Origin of the sequence: Pseudomonas sp. NPDC086581, from assembly GCF_044746165.1 — a bacterium.
Lineage (GTDB): Bacteria > Pseudomonadota > Gammaproteobacteria > Pseudomonadales > Pseudomonadaceae > Pseudomonas.
The window spans coordinates 1-13,692 of record NZ_JBIVBR010000018.1 but is presented as its reverse complement, the minus strand read 5'-3'; the positions used below and the strand labels follow the sequence as shown (position 1 = coordinate 13,692).

Annotated in this window: 8 protein-coding genes; 3 read left to right on the top strand and 5 right to left on the bottom strand. The window is 65.6% G+C overall.

Annotated features, from left to right (window positions below; all coding sequences use genetic code 11):
* The first annotated feature begins 39 nt into the window (after positions 1-39).
* The 3 genes from ACIPK7_RS27205 to ACIPK7_RS27195 all read left to right on the top strand — a co-directional run bounded on the left by ACIPK7_RS27205 (position 40) and on the right by ACIPK7_RS27195 (position 6,658).
* Complete coding sequence (locus tag ACIPK7_RS27205; RefSeq protein ID WP_192430978.1) at positions 40-1,737, top strand: response regulator; 1,698 nt, start codon at positions 40-42, stop codon at positions 1,735-1,737.
* A gap of 95 nt (positions 1,738-1,832) precedes the next feature.
* A complete protein-coding gene (locus ACIPK7_RS27200) occupies positions 1,833-6,383 on the top strand; it encodes an autotransporter outer membrane beta-barrel domain-containing protein (RefSeq protein ID WP_401091346.1) in 4,551 nt (1,516 codons plus the stop codon).
* A 68-nt stretch (positions 6,384-6,451) separates the two neighbouring features.
* Complete coding sequence (locus ACIPK7_RS27195; protein ID WP_401091344.1) at positions 6,452-6,658, top strand: hypothetical protein; 207 nt, start codon at positions 6,452-6,454, stop codon at positions 6,656-6,658.
* Positions 6,659-6,764: 106 nt separating this feature from the next.
* Here ACIPK7_RS27195 and ACIPK7_RS27190 read toward each other — a convergent pair whose 3' ends face one another.
* The 5 genes from ACIPK7_RS27190 to ACIPK7_RS27170 form a co-directional block, all read right to left on the bottom strand.
* Entirely contained in the window at positions 6,765-8,210 is a 1,446-nt protein-coding gene (locus ACIPK7_RS27190) for a SulP family inorganic anion transporter (RefSeq protein WP_401091342.1), read from the bottom strand.
* Positions 8,211-8,438: 228 nt separating this feature from the next.
* Positions 8,439-9,392, bottom strand: coding sequence for a hypothetical protein (locus ACIPK7_RS27185; protein WP_401091340.1), 954 nt, complete (start codon positions 9,390-9,392; stop codon positions 8,439-8,441).
* Positions 9,383-12,085 carry a toxin VasX gene (locus ACIPK7_RS27180; protein WP_401091338.1) on the bottom strand — a complete coding sequence of 901 codons (2,703 nt, stop codon included), beginning with the start codon at positions 12,083-12,085 and terminating at the stop codon, positions 9,383-9,385. The genes ACIPK7_RS27185 and ACIPK7_RS27180 overlap by 10 nt, the downstream gene beginning before the upstream one ends.
* Positions 12,086-12,090: 5 nt before the next feature.
* Positions 12,091-12,651 carry a DUF4123 domain-containing protein gene (locus ACIPK7_RS27175; RefSeq protein ID WP_192430972.1) on the bottom strand — a complete coding sequence of 187 codons (561 nt, stop codon included), beginning with the start codon at positions 12,649-12,651 and terminating at the stop codon, positions 12,091-12,093.
* A 39-nt stretch (positions 12,652-12,690) separates the two neighbouring features.
* Positions 12,691-13,692, bottom strand: a 1,002-nt coding sequence (locus ACIPK7_RS27170; RefSeq protein WP_401091336.1) for a DUF2345 domain-containing protein, incomplete at its 5' end; no start/stop codon positions are given.

Sequence of the window (13,692 nt, the reverse complement as noted above, 5' to 3'; positions counted from 1 at the left end):
TACCCTTGCTGCACGACCAATCCGCGCAGGAAGCCCAGGATGAGCCGCATCGTCATCGCCGACCCGCAACCCTTCGTTCGCGCCGCCCTGCGCCAGCGCCTGAACGCCGCCGGGCACGAGGTCATCGGCGAAGCCATGGACGGCCGTCATGCACACGAACTGGTGCGCCGCCTGCATCCCGACCTGCTGCTACTCGACCTCGACCTGCCGCGCCTGAGCGGGCTGGAACTGCTGCAACGCCTGCACCATGAAGTGCCCAGGCAGAAATCACTGGTGTTCACGCAACTGGCCGGCGCGCACTACCAGAGCCTGGCGTTGCGCGCGGGAGCCCGTGGCTTCGTGCACAAGAGCGACCGCCCCGAGGAGCTGGATGAGGCTGTAAGACTGGTGCTCGGCGGCCGCCAGGTGTTCCCCGCACGCCTGCCGGACGGCCTGGGCGGCGCGCCCGGATCGGACAGCCTGGGCGAACACATCACCCCACGCGAGCTCACCGTGCTGCAGTACCTGGCCCAGGGCTACCGGGTCAAGGACATCGCCGAGGCACTGGCCATCAGCGATCGCACGGTCAGTACCTACAAGACCCGCCTGCTGGAGAAGACCCAGACCGACTCGCTGATCGACCTGGTGGACGCCGCCAAGGTACGCGGGCTGCTCAGTGACGGCGTGATCGGCCACCTTTCCCATGCATCCACGCCCCCTCCCAGCAGCACCGACGAGCTCAGGCAACTGCTGGAAGTCCTGCCCAACCCGGTCAGCCTGTGGAGCACCGCAGGTACGCTGCTGTCCTGCAACCAGAGCTTTGCCGAGGTCTACCAGAAACGCCCGGACGAACTACTCGGTGCACGCGTGTTCGAGCTCGGCAAGGTCGAGCCGGCGCAGATACCCCAGGCGCAGCAGGAATTCCTCAAGGGTGCCGCAGGCGGCAAAACGTTTTCGCTGATCGTCGGCATGCGCGCGCTGGGCGAGAGTCGCACCGTGCGACTGATCGGCGTGCCATTGAAGGAAGAGTCCGGCGAGGTGATCGGTGTCCTCGCCTCTTACGTGGACATCACCGAGAACGAGCGCTACGTCGAGCGACTGCAGGAGTCCAAGGCGTACCTGGAATCGCTGTACGCCAGCCGCACTGAATTTCTCCTGAGCTCAGGCCAGGACCTGCTCGCGGAGACCGACAGCCTGGGCCACCTGCTCGCCCAAGCGCAAACCCGCCACCCCGAGGACGACGCGCTGGCCGCCGCTCACCCGCACCTGGCAACCTTGCGCGACAAGCTCGAAATCCTTCAGGAACTGATCCAGCTGGAACGCGGCACCGTGCTGGCGATCCCGCAATCCGAGGAACTCAACCGCCTGACCGAGCAGGCCCTGCGGATTACCCACCCGCAGTTGCGCTTCGAGGCCAACCCGGAGGATGTCTGGGGCTGGATCGATCCCAATCGCTACCAGCGCCTGATCAGCGTCCTGCTGCGCTGTTTCGACAAGGCCGGGATCCACCCGCTGGAGCTCACGGCCAGCGGCGCTCCCCTGCTGCATGGCGAAGTGGAATGGCGCCTAACGTTCCATGCTCCAGCCGCCGGCGATATCCGCGCCCAGCTCAGCGGCCTGGGCAGCCAGGCGCGCATTCACCTCGCCCATCGGCTGTGCCGCCTGCTGGGCGGCGAACTGGAGGTCGGCAGCCCGACCCGGGCACAGGTCGCCGCCTTGATCCAGCTCAAGCTTCCCAAGGGTAGCCCGCGCTTCTAGTGCTCCCACTACACCGCTTTCAGGCGCCCATGATGGGGACCCCAGCGGCCTGATCCGATGCTTGCGCCATAGCCCTCTCGCTATGGAGCCGCATCATGAAAAGCCGTAGAAAAACCTCTTTGTGCACCACGCCCCTCGCCCACCTGCGCCGCTCACGCCTGGCCCAGGCTATCAGCCTGGTGCTGGCCAGCCTGTTCAGCCTGCGGATGATCGAGGCCGAAGCCGAGGACAGTGTCGTCGAGGCCGACACCGAGGATCTCAACCAGCCCTCCGAGGCCGGCGCGGTGTTCGACCCGCCCGCCCCCTCCTACCTGGACCTGGCGCTGCAGGCAGCCCATGAGGCGCCGGCGGTGTTCGCCAGCCGTGCCTTGCTCGGCGCTCTGCCATCCATGGTGAACGTGGCTGCCGCCGGCGCCGTCGGGATCGTGGATGGCACCCATGACAATGTCACCGTGAAGCTCGCCGCCGCGTCCACCACAGGTCTGAAGGTCGAAGGCGGCGACAGCCTGGTGTTCGGCAACGGCAGCATCGTGAGCAGCGCCAACACCGCCCCGAACGCACTGGGTCAGGCCGGTGCGCAGGTCGGCGACAACAGCTCCCTGTCGATCGCCTCCAGCAGCATCCTGCTCGACCCGAAGACCACCACGGGTGCGGCCATTACCGCCAGCAACCTGACCGGCCTGCGCGTCGGCACCAATGGCGATGCGCGGTTGAGCAACGTCGACGTGCTGGTGGGCGGCGGCGCCAAGGGCAACAACAACCTCGGCATCGCGGTCGATGGCGGATCGCTGGCGATGGCCGGCGGCTCGATCACCACCCAGTCCTGGGGCGCCCGGGGCCTCTCGCTGGACAACAACGCCCGCGCCACGCTCGACACTGTAGCCATCGCCACCTCCGGTGCACGCAGCACCACCACTGGCGGCGCCCACGGCGTGACCCTGGGCGCGGGAAGCCATCTTGACGCCCAGGGCGCCACGATCACCACCAGCGGCGGCTCCGCGTATGGCGTGCGGGCGGACGGCGACTCCAGCGCCAAGCTGAGCCACAGCGCCATCAGCACCTCCGGGGGCAACGGCCACGCCGTGGTGGCCGACGGCGCAGGCACCCGCATCGATTTCCACGAAGGCTCGCTCGATACCACGGGCAAAGGCTCGGTAGGCATCTGGGCGCGCAATGCAGCCCAGGTGCACCTCGATAGCGACACCAGCGTCAGCACCAGCGGCGCAGCAGTGTCCTCGGCGGCGCCGGTGGATGGCGAAAAACCCTTGAGCCTCAGCCATGGTCTGCTCGCCAGCGGCAACGGTACGAGCATCGAGGCGCAGCAAGCCACGGTGCGCACCAGCGCCGGCAGCGCCAGCGCGGCGCGCGCCGAAGACGGCGCCAGGATCACGCTCGACCGCAGCGCTATCCAGGCCAGCGGCGGCGCCACGACCACCACGACAACGGCGGCCTTGCATGCCCTGGGCGGCGGCCAGATCGAAGCGACGAGCAGCGTTCTCACCGTTTCCGGAAACAACGTCGGTGGCGTGCGCGCCGAAGGACCGGGCAGCAGTGTGCTGCTCAAGGACAGCCGTGCGACGGTGCAGGGGGCCGGCGGTGTTGCCAACCCTGCCGCTGGCGCGCGGGCCATGGCAGGCGGCAGCGTGACGGTGGAGAACTCCGTGCTGGACGTGCATGGGCTGACCTACGGCCATGGCGTCTCCATCGAAGGCGCGGGCTCCACGGGCACTGTCGCGCGCTCGGACATCAAGGTAGACGGCAATCGCTCCATCGGCGTGAACATCAGCGGCGGCGGCATTGCAGCCGTCAGCAACAGCCGCATCTCGGTGGACGCCCAGCCAGGGGCTGCCGGCCCGTGGTCCCCCGGAGTGATGGTAGAAGGCGCCGGCTCCGTCCTGAAGATGACCGCGAGCGACGTCACCACCACCCCCAAAACCAGCTACGGTGTCCAGGTGCGCGAAGGTGCCGACGTCGAGATTAAGCAGGGCAGCATCACCACCTCAGGCAATTACTCCACCGCGCTGGGGGCCGGCAGTTCCTCCCTCGTCGCCCCCGGCTCAACCCTGACCGTCAGCGACGTCACCGTCAGCACTCACGGCAACGACAACGCCATGGGTATCATCGCCGACCTGGGCGCCACCGTGACCGTCCACGGCGGCTCGGTGACCACCACCGGCAACGGCTCGCCGGTCGCCAGCAACCTGACCTTCCCCCACGCCCTGACGGCACGCAATCCCGGCGCCCTGCTGGTGGCCGACGGCACCAGCGTGCTGACCCAGGGCTCGCAGGCCTACGGCGCAGCGGTGGACGATGGCGGCAGCATGCAGCTGAGCAACCTCAGCGTGAAGACCGAAGGCCAATACTCGGTCGGCCTGTACGCCGGGATCGGCTCAGCCAAACCGGGAGCCGTAAGCCTCAACGCCGATCACGTCACCGTGCAGACCCTCGGAGATCATGCGGGCGGTGCACTGGTCAGCCGGCAGCACAAGGACGAAACCGCCACGCTGAACCTGAGCAACAGCAGCATCGCCACCCAGGGCATCCAGTCCCACGGTCTGCGCGCGGAATCCGGCGCTCTGCTCGACGCCGCCAACAGTACCGTGAGCACCAGCGGCAGCCAGGCGCTGGGCGTCATGGCCAGCAACAAGGCCGAGGTGCAACTTGACGGCGTCAGCGTCGACACGCGCGGCGATCTCGGCCACGGCGTGGTAGCCAAGCAAGGCGGCCACGTCGACGCGAGCTCGGTGGTGGTCGCCGCCCACGGCCAACAATCTGCCGCCCTCTACGCCCAAGGTACCGAGGCGTTGCCCGGCCAGGTACAGATGGATCGCGCCACATTGAGCAACCGCGATGGCGCCACCATCGCGACTGCCGGCTCGGCCGACATCGCCCTCTCCCGCACCCTGGCCGGCGGCAGCGGGCAATGGCTGCACGTGGACAGCTCGGTGGCCAGCGACGGCAGCGCCATTCCCGACATGGGCACCGGCCAATGGCAAGGCGTCGGCAAGAGCGAGGATGCCGCCGGCAATGCACGCATCGACCTGTCCAGCTCGATCGTCGTCGGCTCGGCACAAACAGCCACCGGCAGTCACTCCGACGTCATCCTGCGCGACACCAGCCTGTGGCAGCTCACCGGCGACTCCAACCTGAGCAGCCTGACCAACGCCGACAGCCTGATCGACTTCAGCGCAGACGGCGGCTACAAGAAACTCACCACCAACGACTACCACGGCGCCAATGGCACCCTGGCCCTGAACACCTACCTGTACAAGGACGACTCGCCTTCCGACCAGTTGGTGATCGACGGCGGCCAGGCCACCGGCGAGAGCAACCTGCGCATCAAGAATGCCGGCGGCCCCGGCGCTCTCACTGAAGGCAACGGCATCAAGGTGGTCGACGCGGTCAACGGCGGCACCACCGAGGCCGACGCCTTCCGCCTGCTCAACCGGGTCAAGGCCGGCCCCTATGAATACACCTTGCATCGCGCCAGCCTCGACGACAGCAACGCCCAGGCGTGGTACCTGCGCTCGACCCAGGACGCACCGCCAGTGGACCCTGTCGACCCTGTCGATCCCGTGGAACCGGTCATCCCCGGCGAACCGACCGACCCGCTGCCGGTCGATCCGCGCACACCCGACCCGGTACCGCAGAAGCCCAACTACCGCGCCGAGACCTCGCTCTACAGCGCCCTCCCCGCCATGGCGCTGAACTACAGCCGCGCGCTGGTCGATACTCTGCACGAGCGCGTCGGCGAGGAGCGCCGCAACGTCAACGAGCCGCTGCCCGCTGAAGCGGTCGAGGACTACGGTCCGTCACTGGGCTGGGGCCGACTGATCTACCAGAAAGGCAAGGACAGCCTGGGCGACGGCGCGGACTACGACTACCGCATCCAGGCCTTCCAGGTCGGCGCCGACCTCTATCGCCACGAAGACACCGACGGCAGCACCGATCAGGCTGGCCTGTCTCTGCAGGCCGGGCGCATCAACGGCAGTGTCGATCACAGCAACGGCCAGGACGCCGGCGACGATACGTTGCGCTCCTACGGCATCGGCGGTTACTGGACGCACTTCGGGCCCAAGGGCTGGTATCTGGACGGTGTGCTGCAACTAAACCGCTTCGACCTCAAGGCCAGCGGCAACGAAAGCAACTCGCTCAAGACCCGTGGCCATGGCGTCACCGCCTCCCTGGAAGCTGGCTACCCACTCAAGCTCGATTCGGACAAGACCCTGCACGTGGAACCACAGGCTCAACTGATCGTCAGCAAACTCAAACTCGATAACAGCCATGACGACGCCGCCGACGTGCGCTTCGATGACGTGGACTCCCTCACCGGGCGCCTGGGTGTACGCATCGACAAGGACTGGTTCCGCGAGGACGACAAGGGCAAGCAGCAACGCACCAGCGTCTGGGTTCGTCCGAGCGTCTGGCACGAGTTCAAGGGCAAGGCCAAGACCGAGTTTTCCTCGGCGGACGGCTACATCCCCTTCGGCGCCGAGATGGACGGCAGCTGGGGCGAGCTCAACCTGGGCGTGGACTACCAGCTCAATGATCGGACCAGCGTCACCGGTTCGCTCGGATTTCAGAAATCCTTCGATGGCGAAGGCCGCAGCTACGAGGGCATCCTCGGCATCAAGGTGAAATTCTGAAATTTTGAATCCTCGACCGCGCAGCCGCGCTGCGCTTTCTTTCTCATTCCCCAGTACAGGAAATCGTCATGCAAAACCCTGACTTTCTCGCCCTGCGCACGGTTCGCTCCACCGCCTACAACAATGAAGTGGCCGCGGAGCTGCTGCGCGAACTGGCACCCTTCATCGCCAATGCCGAACTCAACCGCCGCCTGCGTTGCGCCACCCGCCAGCTGCGGCGCGATGCCGATGCGCTGGAAGGGGCGTATCAGCAGATGGCTGCGCCGGGGCATTGAGCCCAACCCACGCAGGCCCGCGCCTACAAATGAAAAAGCCTCGCTGACGCGGGGCTTTTGTAGGAGCGAGCTTGCTCGCGAACAGATGTCCAGACAGCTCCTGCGCTCAGGCGTGCTGCGCGCCCGCCCGCTTGAGCAGTTGCTTGCAACGCTCGGACAGATGCACCACGCGCAGGTGCTTGCCGGCCTTGGCGTAGCGCTCGCGCAGGGTCATCAGCGCGGCGATGGCCGAGTAATCGACAAAGCTCAGATGCGCGCAGTCCAGGGTAACCATCTGCGGATCGCCCGCCGGGTCGAACTGGTTCAGGAAAGGCGTGGTGGACGCGAAGAACAGCGTGCCGTGGACGCGGTACAGCTTGCCGCCGTCAGCGTCTTCATGGACGTCCGCATACAGTTCGCGGGCGTGCTTCCAGGCAAAGTCCAGCGCCGCCAGGATGATCCCGCAGAACACCGCTGTCGCCAAGTCGGTGGCAACGGTGATGGCAGTCACCGCGATGATCACCAGCACGTCGCTCAACGGCACCTTGTTCAACACCCGCAGCGAAGCCCAGGCGAAGGTCTGCTGGGACACCACGAACATCACCCCCACCAGCGCCGCCAACGGAATGCGCTCGATCAGAGGCGAGAGGAACAGCACGAAGAGCAGGATCATCACCCCCGCCACCACACCGGAGAGCCGGCCACGGCCGCCGGAGCTGAGGTTGATCACGGTCTGCCCGATCATTGCGCAGCCGCCCATGCCGCCGAAGGCGCCGGAGACCATGTTGGCCGCGCCCAGAGCCACACACTCGCGGTCCGGGAAGCCGCGGGTCTCGGTGATTTCGTCGGTCAGGTTCAGCGTCAGCAGGGTTTCCAGGATGCCGACCATCGCCATGAGGAAGGCATAGGGCGCGATGATGCGCAGGGTTTCCAGGTTCCACGGAATATCCGGCCACGCGAACTGCGGCAGGCCGCCGGCGATGTGCGCCATGTCGCCCAGGGTGCGGGTCGGCAGGCCGAGCAGGTACACCGCCAGCCCGACGCCGAGGATCGCCACCAGCGCCGGCGGTACCGCGCGGGTCAGCTTCGGCAGCCCGTAGACCACCGCCATGGTCACGGCCACCAGCCCCAGCATCACGTACAGCGGGTTACCGCTGAGCCAATGCTCGCCGTCCTTGAAGTGCTCCAGCTGCGCCAGGGCGATGACGATGGCCAGGCCGTTGACGAAGCCCAGCATCACCGGGTGCGGCACCATGCGCACCAGCTTGCCCAGGCGCAGCAGGCCGAACAGGATCATCACCACCCCGCCAAGCAGCACCGTGGCCAGCAGGTACTGCACGCCGTGTTGCACCACCAGCGCGACTATCACCACCGCCATCGACCCAGCGGCGCCGGACACCATGCCGGGACGCCCGCCGAACAGCGCGGTGAGTGTGCAGAGGATGAAGGCGCCATACAGGCCCATCAGCGGGTTGAGATGGGCGACCAGGGCGAAGGCGATGCACTCGGGCACCAGCGCAAAGGACGTGGTGAGTCCGGCCAGGACATCGGCACGCAGGCGGGCGGGTTTCATTTTCTACTCGGAACGGGGACTGCGAAGGGGCCGCCATGGTACGGAAAACCGCCCTGCCCGGCCACTCGCGCTTCCCGCACGGCAACTGTGCTCCCCTCACGGCATACAGGCACTGAGCCGCGCTTTTTAGTCAGTTGCCCCGGAGCGCATTTTATCGGCAGGTCTCGTTGAGGCGGATGACAGCTAATGGTGCGCACCGTGTTATTCGCCCTGCGGGTGCCGCCATGGTCAGACGTTCAGCCCCTGTTCGCGCTCCAGGTCGATCAGCCGCGTGGTGGGGCCGTCGGCGCGCAGGCGCTCCGTGACCAGTGGCGGCCAGTTGCCTCGGGAGCGGCGTTTGGCGGCGGCATAGGTAAGGTCCTGAATCTTGAAAATCGGAAACAGCATCAGGGATAAAACAAGCATCACGAAGTCGGTGAGGCGAGGCTTCTTACTGATGCCATTGGATTCCTGGCCCCGGATAATCCGCCAATAACGTGCGGCGCTATCGGACAGACGGAACTTCCCAATCTCCACCGCTTCTTTGACGTGGGCATCTGACTCGCTGTGCTGGCCGTTCTCATCAAACCAAGGGCCGTTGTCCATATACGCCTGCAACCAGGCCCACAGCCCCTGCTGCATTTCCAGTCTCCGGCCCATGGGGGGAACCAGGGATATGAACAGCGCCTGCTCGGCATCGCCATAGCGCCGCACCACGGTTTCCAGGGTAGCGTTATCCATGCCACCACTGTGCGGCCCCACGGTCATGAACTGACAGGCCACGGCCTGTGCCTCGTCCCAGGGCATGTGGTACAGCTCGCCATCGTGGTCGTAATAGATTTCGCGGGTGCGGCGGCTGAACAGAATGGGCAAGGGTAGCGGTTGACTGATTTCCCAGAGAAAGGCGGGGACAACCAGCGCCAGACTAAAAGTCAGCATCATCCCCGCGCTCTGCCAATCGCTATCCAAGGCGAATAGCACTGTAAAGAACGACATACCCAGCGCGATAAACCCCATCACGCCCGTAGGCATCCCTCGGTAAGTCTCCCCCCCCGCCTTCAGTGCCAAGTAGTGCTCGGTATGTTCCTCGGTAACGAACATTTCCCACGGCTGCTGCCCGGTGGGCTCATTGGCCTTGAGGATGACGCCGGGAGTATTGCCGTGGCGCAGCAAGGCCTGCTGCATCAATGCATTCAGATCCACAGACGTTCCTCCACATCCAACGGGGGCAGTACCAGGCCCGGTTGCGGGCTGTAGTGCAATACGCCCGTGAGCGCCGCCAGGGTGCGTTTGCCCTCCGGGTGGTAGACGCGCCGATACAGCGGTTTGTAGGCCTTCCAGTTCAGCTCGCTATTGATGACGGCATCGAAGTCGCGCAGCGTCCAGATCACCGGCCGGGACTGCGAGTCGACGCCCGGCAGGTATTCCCAGCCTTCCATTCCGGAAAATTCCACTTGGGCGTCGTCGGGCAGGAAGGCGCCGCCGGTGTACAGCAGCAGGTAGACGGAAGAAATGGTGTCTCCGCTGTAGGGATGGGTTTCATTGAGGCGGTGCAGGCTGAGGCCGATCGGGAACAGGATGCTGTAGAGCCTGTCCAGGGTCGCCGGGCCGTTCGCCGCCCAGTCGGCCGGGTTGCGGCCAAAGCGGTTCTGCTTGAGCCAGGCTTCCAGCGGGGTGTGCTGCACGTACCTGTCGAGGAACACACCGCCAACTACCATCAGGGTCAGCGCCAGGCCCTTGGCGGCCAGGTGCGGGGCGACGCGCAGGCCGGCCTCCAACGCTCGTACTTCACCCAGCAGCACCGCCGCCCGGGCGGCGCGCAATTCACGGTACAGCTGCATGCTGTTGCGCACCAGCAAGCCCGAAGCCGCCGACTGTCCGCTCCGGATGCCGCCACTGGCATAGTCGCCGGCCAGGTAGGCCTCCAGGGCATCCATACCGTAGAGCAGTACATCGAAGGCAGCAGTGGCAGCTTGTAGAAAAGCAGTTAACGCGCCAGCCCCTAGGGCGGTGGCAAGCGTTTCCTTGGCAGACTTGGACGTCGCACCGCTGCTTGTTACCGCCTGCTCCCAACTACTTTCCGCCAGTTTCTGGAACACGGCGGAAGTAGCAGTGACTACACCTGTAAAGCCACCCGCAGCAGCGACTCCACTTTTCATATCGCGTTTTTTATAAAGCTGAATTCCAGATACGGCAAAATTCACCCCCGCCGCCCCCACCAGCACAATCTTCAACTGCGCCGCCTTGAGATTGTCGAGGTTGAGCAGCCGGCTCAGCGGTTGGCCGCCGCCCAATGGCGGGGGCACAGGCGGCAGGTTTTTCGCCGCGCTGGCTGCCAGGGGATAGACAAAGGGCAAGCCCGTGGGGCGAGGTGGCGTGACGCCCATGCGGCCGGGCGCATGGGCCTTGGCGGCGGGCATGCGGGTGCCCAGGGTATGGCTGAGCCATTCGCCGTATTGCTCGGCGCTGACGCTGGCCACGGCCAGGCGCTGGCCGCCACGCGCCAGGGCGGCGCTGAAATAACGCTGGGCGGCGCGGCTTTCCGCGCTGGCGGCCTGGCTGGCGCGCGGCGCGCCGGCAGCGAAGACGGTCGCCAGGGCATTGAACAACGTCTGGCCGGCGGCGCCGAGCCTGTCGCCGCTATGCGGCAAAAGATTGTCGGCGGCACGGTTGAGGCCCAGAGCCCAGCGCTGCAAGGCCGCCAGCAACTCGGGGCCGTCACCGATACCGCCATCGAGCAGGCCCAACAGGTTGTTGATCTCGCCAATGCCCAAGCGTCGGGTTACCCCCAGCACAGCCCAGAGCAGCCAGGGCTTGTGCTCGCCATGTTCGCGGCCCAGTTCCTCGGTGATGGCCTTGAGCCCCAGGCTGGTGGAGGCCGGCCCAAGGCACGCGGCGGCGAAGTGGGCCTGCAGGTCTTCGCGGGCCTCCTCCCGGGTGATATCGAAGTGCCCACAGGCCGAATCGAGGCTCTGCGGGCCCTGCCCGGCAAGGGTGGCGAACCCGTCTGCCCAGATCTGGCCAAGCTGGCGCAGGGCCTGTTCGTGGCGCTCCTCGGCCTGTTGCTGTTCGGCCCAGGTACGCTCCAGGCGTGGATAGTCGGTCATCGCCGGCAGGTCGCGGGCCGTCTTCGGATCATGCTCGGCGAGGGAGCGGATCAGTCCGGCGATGTGCCAGTCCTCTCCGCGAATCTGACGGATATCCTGGGCGGCTTGTTGGCTCAGGCGCATCAGTTTGGCCAGGTCGAGCTGTACTCCCCAGGGATCATCGATGATGACGTAGGCCTGTTGCTCGCATTCACGCATGTTCCTGAGCAGTTTGAGCCAGTCGGGCACGTAGTGTTCTGGGTCCGTCCAGTCGTAGTACTCCGGCTCGTGGTAGTCGGCGATGTTCTCCTTGAAGCCGGCAACCTGGCCGCCATAGGGCGCGGCGCCGGGCGTGATGTCACGCATGATGCGCTGACGCACCTCGGGCCTTTCCCGCGCGCTGAGAAACTGCGCGTCACTCCATTGGACTGGCGACCAGACCAGGCTGGCGGGCTCCCCGGCGAAGCAGATCAGGTAAGGCTTGGTGCGGGTGTCGATGGCTCGTCCACCACGGTCGGTCTGGCCCAGTTGCGCACGTTCGACGCGGTATTCGGCCAGGGCGTTCTTGTGCCATAGGTAAAGCCAGCCATCGCGCAGCAGGCGTGCGGTGTAGTTGAGGTTGCGGCCCTCCTCCGTGAGCGGCTTCACGCGGGGGCCAAGGTCTGGAAATCTGCCCTGCAGCTGCGGCAGGTTGTAGGCACTGACATCCAGGGGCTGCTCACTCGGCCCGATGGCGTAACGCAGGGGCAGGATGGCGGTCAGCAAGGGGCAGGCAGCTACGTTCAGGTCAGTTGGTGCTTGTTGGTGCACAGCGCTTACTCCGGGAGAACAGGGTTGGCGCCCAGGGCACGCAGCAATGGCCAATCGAGGGTGATCTGGGCGCTCAGGCCCGTTGTCTTCGGGGCAGCATCCAGATCGGGAGTTGGGTTGTGCCATAGGCACACGGGCTGCTGCTCATGCAGGGCCCATACGCGGGAAACCTGGTGCCAGAACCCTTCCGGCCATAGGGCTCCGGCCTGCCAGGCATGGCGCAGCGGCAAGGCATCACCCAGGCGCAACCAGAGCTCTCGTCCATCCGGTGCTGACACGCGTAAACGACGCTGCAGGTGTTGCCACAGGTCTTCCACGGCAGCAGTGGTTTCCAGCCAAAGTGCATCGGGGAAATCGCTGCCCTGTTTCCAGGCCTCGTGCACCCTTTCGCCCACTGGCGCCGCCAGGAGAATGGGCCCCGTGTCGGCGATGGCGTCATAGCTGGTTTCGTAGAACAACGGATAAGCCTTGTGCATGGCCCAATGGCGCTTCAGCCAGGCAAAGACATCTGGATAGCGTGCTCCGTCGAAGAGCAGGCAGCCGCTTTCGTTCGGGAGAGTATTCATGCGTCACCCTTCTGACGCTTGCGCGCGGCCTCGCAGACTTCACACACCAGCGCGTGTACTGCGGAACAGATCGGCCTGTTTGAGCAGGGCTGGGGGCGCCATATCGGCTTGACGCGCTGGAAGAGTGACGAATTCCGCTGGCAACTTCGCAGGCCCAAGCAGCGAGAAATGCGCCGCCTTGATGTTGAAATCCCCCTTGGTGCCCAGCTCGATGCGGTGCGGGTCGAGGGTGATGTAGGTACCGCCAGCGTTAAAGGTGACCTTCTTTCTAGCGGTGATATGGACTTCGTCTTCGGTGCTGACGATGTCCAGCCCCTGGCGGGCTAGCAGTTCCATGCGGTCGTTCTGTGCCTGGATGCTGACCGGTCCCTGGTTGGCGAAGAACTTCATGCCCAGTTTGCGCACGAAGACGCTGATGTTCTGGCCGACGGCGGCGGTAAGGCGCTTGACCACGCTGACGTCCATGCCGCCACCTGCGTTGGCGATCAGGTTCTGTTGTGCGGCCAGCTGCAGGTGATTGCCGCTGGTGAGGGCGATGCCTTGCGGAGCGCTAAGCAAGGCGACGGCGCCTTCGATCTGGTCGAGTTGTTCGTTCATGAACGCGATCTGCGCAAGCACGTTGGCCGGATCGACCTTGACGGTCTCGGCATCGCTGGAGAGCTTCTGCATCTCGTCGCCGGCCTGCTCCAGGCGGGCGATAGCTTCCTGCATGGCCAATACCGGACCCTGCGCGCCGGGCTGCACGTCGGCACTGATGAACACGCTCTTGCCGGCGCGCACTGCGCCCCAGTCATCGGTGCGCAGTTCGAAGCCTTCGCCGCGCTGCTGCCGTTGCGCATCGACCAGATGCCCGAGATTCAGCTGGCTCTTGCCACTGTGTTCGGTGGACAGCTTGATGTGCTCTTTTCCGCGCGAATCGTCCATGCGCAGCTTGTTGTTAGCCGGTGTGCGCAGGACGTTGCGCTTGTAGTTCTTCAGGGTGACGTGGTCGGGGTGCTGGCTGTCGTGGATGGCGTGGGCGATGTAGGGGCGGTCGGGATC

What these genes read in the sequence shown, in the direction of transcription:
- ACIPK7_RS27205 (WP_192430978.1), top strand. Translation starts at nt 40, where the DNA reads ATGAGCCGCATCGTCATCGCCGACCCGCAACCCTTCGTTCGCGCCGCC.
- ACIPK7_RS27200 (WP_401091346.1), top strand. Translation starts at nt 1,833, where the DNA reads ATGAAAAGCCGTAGAAAAACCTCTTTGTGCACCACGCCCCTCGCCCAC.
- ACIPK7_RS27195 (WP_401091344.1), top strand. Translation starts at nt 6,452, where the DNA reads ATGCAAAACCCTGACTTTCTCGCCCTGCGCACGGTTCGCTCCACCGCC.
- ACIPK7_RS27190 (WP_401091342.1), bottom strand. Translation starts at nt 8,210, where the DNA reads ATGAAACCCGCCCGCCTGCGTGCCGATGTCCTGGCCGGACTCACCACG.
- ACIPK7_RS27175 (WP_192430972.1), bottom strand. Translation starts at nt 12,651, where the DNA reads ATGAATACTCTCCCGAACGAAAGCGGCTGCCTGCTCTTCGACGGAGCA.